This is a genomic window from Streptomyces sp. NPDC006140, from assembly GCF_040628815.1.
GTDB lineage: Bacteria > Actinomycetota > Actinomycetes > Streptomycetales > Streptomycetaceae > Streptomyces.
Genome location: NZ_JBEXTS010000037.1, coordinates 1 through 9,929 on the forward strand (window position 1 = coordinate 1; position 9,929 = coordinate 9,929).

General features: G+C 69.9%; 8 protein-coding genes. 5 read left to right on the forward strand and 3 right to left on the reverse strand.

Annotation, left to right across the window (positions count from 1 at the left end; translation table 11 throughout):
- On the reverse strand, nt 1-1,049 hold a 1,049-nt coding region (gene solA, locus ABZ386_RS41895), incomplete at its 3' end, for an N-methyl-L-tryptophan oxidase (RefSeq protein WP_356620248.1).
- Between the two features lie 279 nt (nt 1,050-1,328).
- Between solA and ABZ386_RS41900 the strand changes: the two genes are divergently transcribed.
- Nucleotides 1,329-2,951 (forward strand): PucR family transcriptional regulator ligand-binding domain-containing protein, encoded by a 1,623-nt coding sequence (locus tag ABZ386_RS41900; RefSeq protein ID WP_358968761.1) that lies wholly within the window; start codon nt 1,329-1,331, stop codon nt 2,949-2,951.
- Between the two features lie 196 nt (nt 2,952-3,147).
- Here ABZ386_RS41900 and ABZ386_RS41905 read toward each other — a convergent pair whose 3' ends face one another.
- Nucleotides 3,148-3,630, reverse strand: a complete 483-nt coding sequence (locus ABZ386_RS41905; RefSeq protein ID WP_356674814.1) for a MarR family winged helix-turn-helix transcriptional regulator — start codon at nt 3,628-3,630, stop codon at nt 3,148-3,150.
- Nucleotides 3,631-3,755: 125 nt separating this feature from the next.
- Between ABZ386_RS41905 and ABZ386_RS41910 the strand changes: the two genes are divergently transcribed.
- A complete protein-coding gene (locus tag ABZ386_RS41910) occupies nt 3,756-5,120 on the forward strand; it encodes an aminotransferase class V-fold PLP-dependent enzyme (protein WP_358968747.1) in 1,365 nt (454 codons plus the stop codon).
- Between the two features lie 41 nt (nt 5,121-5,161).
- Here ABZ386_RS41910 and ABZ386_RS41915 read toward each other — a convergent pair whose 3' ends face one another.
- Entirely contained in the window at nt 5,162-6,472 is a 1,311-nt protein-coding gene (locus ABZ386_RS41915) for an ROK family transcriptional regulator (protein ID WP_358968749.1), read from the reverse strand.
- Nucleotides 6,473-6,951: 479 nt separating this feature from the next.
- Between ABZ386_RS41915 and ABZ386_RS41920 the strand changes: the two genes are divergently transcribed.
- The 3 genes from ABZ386_RS41920 to ABZ386_RS41930 all read left to right on the forward strand — a co-directional run.
- Nucleotides 6,952-8,301, forward strand: a complete 1,350-nt coding sequence (locus ABZ386_RS41920; RefSeq protein ID WP_358968752.1) for an aminotransferase class III-fold pyridoxal phosphate-dependent enzyme — start codon at nt 6,952-6,954, stop codon at nt 8,299-8,301.
- Between the two features lie 23 nt (nt 8,302-8,324).
- Nucleotides 8,325-9,407 carry a phosphotransferase gene (locus tag ABZ386_RS41925; protein ID WP_358968755.1) on the forward strand — a complete coding sequence of 361 codons (1,083 nt, stop codon included), beginning with the start codon at nt 8,325-8,327 and terminating at the stop codon, nt 9,405-9,407.
- 51 nt (nt 9,408-9,458) lie between these two features.
- On the forward strand, nt 9,459-9,929 hold a 471-nt coding region (locus tag ABZ386_RS41930), incomplete at its 3' end, for a haloacid dehalogenase type II (RefSeq protein WP_358968758.1).

The window sequence follows — 9,929 nt, forward strand, 5'->3', positions numbered from 1 at the left end:
ATCGCGGGCGAGAGCTTGAAGCCGCTGCCGGAGAACCCGGCCAGGACGATGATGTCGTCCTCGCCGGGGAGATGACCGACGAGCGGGTTTCCGGAGTCGGTGTAGCCCTCCATGTAGACCGACAGCCTGATGGGGTCGGGGTTCAGGTCGGGCATCAGTTCGCCGATGAGCTCACGGAAGGTGGCGAGTTCCTCCGGGCGGACGGTGCGGTCGAGCCGTTCGGGGTCGGGGACCGGTAGATAGCGGGCGAGGGACAGGCCCAACTTGACGGAGATGCCGTCGGGCGACGGGAGTCCGTAGCAGTCATGGGGTGTGCTGCGGACGAAGGCGGGGGCACCGCCCGCGAACCAGTCGTGGCGGGTGGGGAGGTGCCAGGAGCTGATCAGCCGGCGGATGTCGACGGTCCGCGGGAGGTCCGGGAGCAGCGTGTTGATCCACGGGCCCGCGGTCACCACGGCCGCGTCGACGTGGTCGGTGCCCTGGTCCGTGACGACGCGCACCCCGCCGCCCGGCGCGGGCGCGATCTCCCGCACCGTGGTGTAGCGGTGCAGCCGGGCGCCCAGTTGCTCCGCGCGTGCGGCCGCGGCCTGGATCGACGCCTCCGGCCTGATGACGGCGCCCAACCGGTCGAGGACGGCTATGTGCCCGTCCGGGAGGCGGTGCTGCGGGTAGCGGCGGGCGAGTTCCTCCCGGTCCAGTACCTCGTGGTCCAGCCGGTGGGTGGTGCTGGAGTCCACGAGGAGGCGCATGGAGGGCGCAGCGGCCTCCCCCATCACCAGGCAGCCGCTGCGGCGCCGGAGCGGGAGGCCCGTTTCGCGCTGGAGCCGGTCCCACATCCGGTCCGCGAGCCGCAGCAGCGGGATGTACCCGGGGTCGCCGAGGTGCACGGCGCGGAAGATGCGGGTCTCGCCCCCGGCGGCGCCGCGGTCGTGACCCGGCGCGTAGCGGTCGTAGCCGATGACCTCGGCTCCGCGGGCGGCCAGTCGCCACATGGCCTGGCTGCCCATGCTGCCGGCACCGATCACGGCGACGCGCTTAGGGGTCCGCATGCGTCGCTCCTTTCGCCGAGTGTGGCCTGGGTGGAAGTCGTCCCCAGCACCGTGCGGACACCGTGCGGACTCGTCCGGTTCGGGTCCCGCTGGGGATGGCGTTCACTCTCGTCCCGGCCGATCCCGCAGGTCAACGCACACTCTGTTCCGCATGGGGAGCTTCTCGAGACGGTCTGTCGCAGCGAGCCGGCCCGCTCGTGGAATTAACAGCACCCCTCTTGTCACGGTGAGGTCCCGGTGCGAAGGTGGCCCTCAATCCCTCGGATGAAAGCACCTTCTATGCCGCCGAAACGTCCTTCAACCGGGCACTTCCTTACGATTGCGGAGGTTCTTCGCCTCCCTGTGCTCGTCGAAGGGCTGCCGCGCGTCCTGGCCGGGGAGTCGCGGCTGGACCGCGCGGTGCGCTGGGTACATGTCACCGAGCTGCTCAATCCCGCCGACTTCCTCGAGGGCGGCGAGCTGGTGCTGACGACCGGCATGCCGTATCCCGAGGACGCCTCCAGGCTGCGCGGCTATGTCGACCAGCTCGCCGACGTCGGCGCGGCCGGGCTGATCGTGGAGCTGGGGCACCGGTACCGGAAGGTGCCCGACGAACTGGTCGCGGCCTGCCGCGCGCGTGAGGTGCCGCTGATCGAGCTGGCCCGTGGCGTCCGGTTCATCGACGTCACGCAGACGGTGCACGCCCTCATCCTCGACGCGCAGGGCGCGCTGCTGCGCCGCGGCAGGGACATCCAGGACATCTTCACCGCCCTGACGCTGCGGGGCGCGACTCCCGAGGAACTGGTGCACACCACCGCGGAGCTCACCGGGGCTCCCGTGGTGCTGGAGGACCTCAACCATCGTGTCCTGATGTGCGAACTGCTCGGCCGGCCGTACGAGCCGGTGGTGTCGGCCTGGTCCCGGCGGTCCCGGGCGGCGCCGACCCTGGAGAAGGTCGCGCCGAGCGGTCCGGAGGGGTGGCTGATCGCGACGGTGCAGGACCATCACGGGCCGTGGGGCCGGCTGGTCCTGCTGGACAGCAGGCTGAACGCGGAGCCTGACCCGGAGAACGTGCTGGTGCTGGAGCGCGCGGCGGTCGCGCTGACCATGGCGCGCCTGGCGGGGCCGGCCTGGTGGGAGCGCCGGGCCCACCGCTCGGTGCTGCGGGATCTGTGCGAGCAGCGTTTCCGCTCCCCCGCGGATGCCCGCGCCCGCGCCGAGGCGCTGGGGCTGCCGGCCTTCGGGCACCGCCTCTTCGCCGTGGTGATCCGCCACACGGAGACCGGTACCGAGGGTGAGCACCTCGACGAACGGATCGCGAAGGCGCTGACGCAGACCGGTGTACGCGCGCTGGTCGGGGAGACGGCGCCGGGCCGGATCGGCGTGCTCCTGGCGCTGGCGCAGGCGAGCGCGTGGCAGCCGGTCGCCGAGCGCATCGGCCGCCTCTCCCGGGAGGAGCTCGGCCCGGACGCCGTCGTCGCCGTCGGGCCCGGCGTGACCGACCTCTCCGGGATCGCCCGGTCCTGGCAGGAGGCCGAGCAGACGGCCGACGCCATCACGCCGGCCTCCCCGGAGCGGTGGTTCTACGTCCCCGCCGATGTCGAACTGCCGGAGCTCCTGGGCGTGCTGCGGCAGGACACCCGTCTTCAGCGGTTCGCGGAGCGGCAGCTGACGCGGCTCATCGACCACGACGACCGCAACGGCGGCGACCTGCTCCCCGCCCTGCGGGCCTATCTGACGGCGGCCGGGAACAAGTCGGTCGCGGCGAAACGGGCCGGCATGTCCCGGCAGGCGTTCTACCAGCGCCTGCACACCATCGAGCGGCTCCTGGGCTGCGACCTGGAATCGGGCCTGCAGCGCACGTCCCTGCACGTGGCGGTGCTGGTCCTGGACGCGGGCGGGGCGAAGGTTCCGGGTACGTGACCGCCGGGCACCGGTCCCGGTGCCCGTGCCTGACCCGGTGCCGGCGCCGGATCCGATCCCGGTGCTGGTGCCTGATCCGGCCCCGCTGCCGGACTCGACCTCCGTCCCGCTGCCGGACCCGATCCCCGTCCCAGTGCCGGACCCAGTGCCGCTGCCGGACCCGGTGCCGCTGCCGGCCCCGGTGCGGGCATGCCGGTCAGGTGTCACTCAAGGCCTTGTGGATCTCGCCCAGCGCGCTGGTCATCCGCCGGTAGTCGCCGGGGGCCACCGGCGCGACGAAGTACTTCTCGACGACCTCCGCGTGGACGGCGGCGGCCCGCAGGAACACCGTCCGGCCCCGGTCGGACGCCTCCACCAGGACGCTTCTGCGGTCCTCGGGCGCGGGCACGCGGCGCACCAGCCCGACCGCCTCCATGCGGTCGATCAGGCGGGTGATGCCGCTGCTGGTGAGGGTGAGGTCGTCGGCGAGCCGGCGCTGCGAGACCTCCTCGCCCGGGTCCCGGCAGAGCCTGATGAGGACCTCGAACATCGTGTGGCTGATCTCGCACTCCCGCCGCAGGGCCGTGTCGATGCGCTGTTCCAGGCGGGTGGCGGCCTTGATCAGCAGCCCGAAGTCGTGCACGAGCGGGCTGTCGGCGGCGCGGGCGGCTTCGTCGTCGTCTCGGTTCGGTGTCTTCACCCCGCCGACTTTACTGCTCCTTCACCTACTGCTTCCTCAAATACTGAGCAATCAATTGCTGAGCAGTCAACGAAAGCCCTATGGTGAGCACCCACCACCTCAGCACGCGGCAGAAAGGGAGATCAGTGGACCTCCAGCACTGGCTCGGCCGGGCCAACGACGCGATACAGGAGTGGTCCGACACCTTCGGGCCCTACGAGCGGCACCCGTCCCTCCTCGTGACGGACGACCGCTTCACCGCCGCCTTCGAGGAGCTCACCGGGCGACTGAAGGACAACTACCCCTTCTTCCACCCGCACTACGCGGGCCAGATGCTCAAGCCCCCGCACCCGGCGGCCGTGGTCGGCTACCTCACCACCATGCTGATCAACCCCAACAACCACGCCCTGGACGGCGGACCGGCCACCGCCCGCATGGAGCGCGAGGCCGTCGCGCAGCTGGCCGCGATGTTCGGCTACGACACCCACCTCGGCCACCTCACCACCAGCGGCACGATCGCCAACCTCGAAGCCCTCTTCGTCGCCCGGGAACTCCACCCCGGCCAGGGCGTCGCCTACAGCGCCGACGCGCACTACACGCACGGCCGTATGTGCCACGTCCTGGGCATGAAGGGCCGGCCGATCCCGACCGACGACCGCGGCCGCATCAGCCTGGACGCACTGGAGGACGTCCTGCGGACGGGCGAGGTGGGCACGGTCGTCCTCACCGCAGGCACCACCGGCCTCGGGGCCATCGACCCGATCCACAGCGCCCTGGCCCTGAGGGACCGCTACGGCGTCCGGCTCCACGTCGACGCCGCCTACGGCGGTTTCTTCACGCTGCTGGCCGGCGCCGACGGGCCCGAAGGTCTCCCCCCGGAGCCCTGGCGGGCGATCGCCCGCTGCGACTCGATCGTCGTCGACCCGCACAAGCACGGGCTCCAGCCCTACGGCTGCGGCGCCGTCCTCTTCCGCGACCCCGAGGTGGGCCGCTTCTACCTGCACGACTCGCCGTACACCTACTTCACCTCCAGCGAGCTCCACCTCGGGGAGATCAGCCTGGAGTGCTCACGCGCCGGGGCCGCGGCCGCCGCCCTGTGGCTCACCTTCCAGCTCCTCCCGCCCACGCCCGACGGCCTCGGCCGCGCCCTGGGGGCCGGCCGCCGGGCCGCCCTGCGGTGGTCCGAGCTGATCAGCGCGTCGGACGCACTCGAGCTGTACCAGCGGCCCGAGTTGGACATCGTCAGCTACTTCCCGGTGGTGGAGCCCGCCACCCTCAGCGCCGTCGACGCGGCGTCGGCACGGGTCCTGGCGGACGGCATGGCCGGCCCCGATCCGGTGTTCCTCAGCACCCTCAGGGCCGACCGCAAGGCCTTCACCGCACGCCATCCGAAGGTCGACGCGGACGCCGACGGCGCGCGTATCCTGCGCAGCGTCCTGATGAAGCCTGAGTCCGAGCACCATGTGGAGCACCTCCACGACCGGGTCGAACGCCTCACGCGGTCACACTGAACACCGCCGGGCCCCACGGCGCGATCGGAGGAGCCATGCCGTCAGAAGGCCGGCGCGGACTGCTCGGTGACCCGGCCCTGACTACGTGCCCCCAACACGGCGTCGCGCAGCCGCTCATGAGCGATGGTCAGGCCCGCGTACACGGCCCCTTGTGCCGTCGAAAGACCGATCAGATGCGAACCCGTCCTGATCTCCGGCACCACCGGGAGGCTCCGGCCGAGCCGCTCGCGCACCTCGGGAAGGACGACGTCGACGAGCGGGCGCAACCGGCCCACGAAATAGACCGACTCGGGGTCCAGCGTCACCGCGACGACGCTGACCGCGGTCACGATCGCCCTGGTGAACGCCTCCAGCACCTCGGCACGCAGAGCCTCATCGCGCGGAGCCTCGGTGTGCGGAGCCTCGGTGTGGGCTTCCAGCCAGAGGTCCTCGATGCGCTCCAGGTCGAGCCCCCGCTTACGAGCGAACCGAAGGAGGCCCCACGTGCTCAGCAGCTCGTCGAGGACCGCGTCGCCGAATCCGGCGGAGAGCACCCCGATGTCGCCGAAGGCGGGTGTCCTCCCCCGGACGAGCTCGTGATCCGTGCAACTGCCGAAGTTCAGTATGGTGCTGACGCTGAAGAGGGCGGCGTTCCTGATGGTCGCGTCGTCGGTGAGGACCCCGAGCAGCGAGGCGTTGGCGTCGCTGTCGAGCAGCACGGGAGCGTCGGCCAGCTCTTCGATCGCTCGCTGGAGGCCGGAGCCGACGAGGATCTTCATCGACTCCGCGGGGCCGAAGATCTCCGTGCCGCCCCGGACCCGGCCGGGCACCGCGACGACGATCTGACGCAGGGGCCCCCGCGCCGACTCGGCGGCCTGCCCGACCAGGTCGACCAGCCAGCGCGCGGCGTCCCCGACCTCCAGGTGTTCGACGGTGGGAACCGTCAGTTGCGCGATCTCACGGCCCCTCAGGTCGGTGACCATGACACCGGTGGTCTGCACACCGAAGCTGATACCGACGACGTGTCCGGTCGTGCCGGGCACGTCCAGATAGGTGGACCGGCGACCGCGGCCGGTGACCTCGTCGACTCCGCCGTCGACGACGAAGCCGTCCGCCCGCAACTCCTCCACCGCTCTGGACACCGTGGCCTTGCTGAGGCCTGTCAGCTCCATGAGTTCGTTCCGCGTCAACGGCGCCCTGGTGAGGACCACTTCGAGGACGGACGCCTTGTTGTAGTCGCGTGATGTCGGGTTACTGGTCACCTGATGACCATAGCGAGCCCGGTACATCGAGCGTGTCGGCCCCGGCTGCGGCGTGATGATCGGCGGCTTCTCGCCGGGTTCGCTCGCCTCGCCGGACGCTTCGCGACTCATGTCATGCCTCCGCACGTACCCAAAAGACAGGGGGTCGCCAGTCGACCGACGCCCCAAGACAGAACCTTATTGTTTCAGATTGGAACTGGAACCTATGATGGCGGGGTCCGAAGGTCACCCGTCACCCCGCGCGGTACCGTCCGGGCCGACCAGGTACTCGTCGCGACCAGCGGCTACACGAGCCGGCCGTTCCGCTGGCACCAGGTGCGGAGCGCGCCCGTCGGCAGCTTCGGCTGGCTGAAAAGTCTCCCTCCGAGCCCTCCCGGCAGGCCCGTAGATGCCTGCGAACGGCTCGACGAGAAGGCGCATCGCACCAGCCCCGGTACACCCCCTCACCAGCCCGCAGCCTGAGCTGCCGAGTGTCGCGCGCTCACCAAAAAAATATTCCTAGTTTCAGGTTGGAACTGGAACAAGCGATGGTATGGTCTCAGCCACCGCAAGCGGGAAACCCTTACAGAACTGACTGAAGGTGCCTGCAGATGACTTCGACGCTGAGTCGAGCGATCGCCCACTACCCCAACCGGTTCGACCCCGGGGCAACGAGCGAGCTTCCCGAACACCTCCAGAAGACGATCCGGCGCCGGGACAAGGTGCTGGGCCCTGGCTACACGCTCATCTACAAGGAGCCGGTCGAGTTCGTCTCCGGTCACGGGGCCCACCTGATCGACCGTGACGGCAACGACTACCTGGACGCCTACAACAACGTCCCGTGCGTCGGGCACGCCCACCCGCACGTGGCCGAGGCCGTCGCCCGCCAGATGAAGGCGGTCAACACCAACACGCGCTACGTCCAGGAAGCCCTGGTCGACTACGCGGAGCGGCTGCTCTCGACGTTCCCCGAGGAACTGTCGAAGCTGAGCATCGCGTGCAGCGGGTCGGAGGCGAACGACCTGGCGGTGCGGGTGGCGCGGTTCCACACGGGCGGCGAGGGCATCATCGTCACCCGCTGGGCCTACCACGGCCTCACCCGGGAGGTGGCGAGCTTCTCGCCGACCCTGGGCACGGGCTCGCCGCTGGGACCGAACGTCCGGCTCATCGACGCTCCTGACCCGCGCCTCGTGGCACCCGGCTCCACGCTCGACGAGCACATGCGGCAGCAGGTACGCGGCGCGATCGAGGACCTGGAACGCCACGGCTACCGCCTGGCGGCGCTGATCACCGACTGCGCCCACAGCAGCGACGGCATCTTCACGGACCCGCCCGGCTACATGCGAGCCGTGGTGGAGGAGGTCCACGCCGCAGGCGGTGTCTACATCGCGGACGAGGTCCAGTCGGGATTCGCCCGGCTCGGGGAGTCGATGTGGGGCTTCAGCCGCCACGGCGTGCTGCCCGACATCGTCACGATGGGCAAGCCGATGGGCAACGGGATGCCGATCTCGGGAGTGGTCTTCCGTCCCGAGGTCTGCGAGGAGTTCGGACGCAACGTCCGCTACTTCAACACCTTCGGCGGCAGCTCGATCCCCGTGGCCGCCGGCGCCGCCGTACTGGACGTCCTGGAGAAGGAGAACGTGCAGCAGCGCGTCCTGGAGTGCGGCAACGCTCTGCGCGCGGGGCTGCGGGAGATCACCAAGGACTCCCCTTACGTCGCCGAAGTGCGCGGTGCCGGCCTGTACGTCGGCGTGGAGATCGTCAAGGACCGGGACACCCTCGAATCCGACCGCGCGCTTGCCGAGGACGTCATCAACGACATGCGCGACCGCCGGATCCTGATCAACGGGACGGGCCGGTCGGCGAACACCCTGAAGATCCGCCCCCCGCTGGCCTTCGACTCCGCCGATGTGACCCGCTTCCTGGAGACCTTCGCCGAGGTCGCGAAGAACCGTCTGTAGCAGGCCGGCCGAAGGGAATGACCGTGAACACCTCATCAGCTCCGCACCATGCACAGCGGCTCCTGGAGGTAAGCGGCCTGGCGGCGTCCCACGAGCCCGTCGACGCGGTGCTGGTGAGCCTCTTCCTCGAGGAGCACTACCGCCTGGGCGGGCGTCTGGAGCGGCTGGCGACCGAGAAGGACGACACGTTCAGGCTCCGGACCGACGCGGGCGACCACCTCGTGAAGGTCTCACCACCCGACGAGGCGGAAGAGGTCGTCGACCTCCAGACCGCCGCGATGCGCTTCCTCGAACGCACCGCCCCGCAGTTGCCGGTCCAGCGGGTGAAGCTGACCGTCGGCGGAGACGACAACGTCACGATCAGGCTGAACGACGGCAGGACCCGCGTCCTGCGCGTGTTCGACTTCGTGGAAGGCCCGGTCCTGGCCCAGGCGAACCCGGCCACGGAGCGACTCGCCGAGGCGGGCGAGATGCTGGGGCTGATCGACGTGGCCCTCAGGACGTTCACGCACCCGGCCGACCGACGCGATCTGGCATGGGACATCCGGCACTTCCACCAGCTGGCCGAACTGGTCGAGCACACGCCGGTTCCCGAGCACCGCCAGTCGGCCCGAGAGGTCTTCCGGCTCTTCGGCGAGACCGTCGTCCCGAGGCTGAGTGATCTCGAGACGCAGGTGATCCACGGTGACTTCAGCCCCTACAACGTCGTGGTGGACCCCGGCAGCGAGGAACACTTCGTCACCGGTGTCATCGACTTCGGCGACACCGTGCGCAGCGCGGTGATCTTCGACCCCGCCGTGCCCATGGCGAACCTGCTCGGCCGGACGCCGGAACAGCCCTGGCGGGACGCCTGTGCCTTCGTCGCCGGGTACCAGCGGAAGCGGCCGATCAGAGCCTCGGAAATTCCGCTGCTCCCGGTCGCCGCACTGGCCCGACTCACACTCCGTGCACTGATCACGAACTGGCGAGCGGAGCGCACGCCCGAACGGCGCGAATACCTCCTCGACCACGCCAAGGACGACTGGATCAACGTCGAGCATTCCTTGGCCGTGAGCCTGGACGACGTCGTCACGCACCTCCGGGAAGCCCGCGACGGGCATTCCTGAGAAGCCAGATCCGAACACGTGCAGTTTCCCCTGAAAAACTGGAGTACTTCCATGGCTATTTCCTCGTTGCGGTTCCGTCCGAAGTACGTCTCGTTCGACTGCTACGGCACGCTGATCGAGTGGCCGATGACCCCCATCACACGGGACCTCGTCGGCGACCAGATCCCGGCCGAGCAGTGGGACCAGTTCGTCAAGGAGTTCCGCGGCTACCGCTACGACCAGGTCCGCGGCGACTACTACCCCTACGAGCAGGTGCTGCAGGACTCCTTCGAGCGGGTCTGCCGCAAGTGGGGCATCAAAGCGGCCCCCGACGCGGGCAAGCGGCTCGCCGACGGCGTGCGCAGCTGGGGCCCGCACGCGGACGTGCCGGAACCGCTGAAGAAGATGGGCGAGAACTACAAGCTGGTCATCCTCTCCAACGCCGACAACTCCTTCCTCGCCGAGAGCGTGCCCCGGCTCGGGGCGGACTTCCACGCGGTCTTCACCGCCGAGCAGGCCGGCTACTACAAGCCCCGCTACGCC

Excerpts from the sequence above, each read along its gene's own strand:
- ABZ386_RS41900 (WP_358968761.1), top strand. The coding sequence starts at position 1,329 with ATGCCGCCGAAACGTCCTTCAACCGGGCACTTCCTTACGATTGCGGAG.
- ABZ386_RS41915 (WP_358968749.1), bottom strand. The coding sequence starts at position 6,472 with ATGAGTCGCGAAGCGTCCGGCGAGGCGAGCGAACCCGGCGAGAAGCCG.
- ABZ386_RS41920 (WP_358968752.1), top strand. The coding sequence starts at position 6,952 with ATGACTTCGACGCTGAGTCGAGCGATCGCCCACTACCCCAACCGGTTC.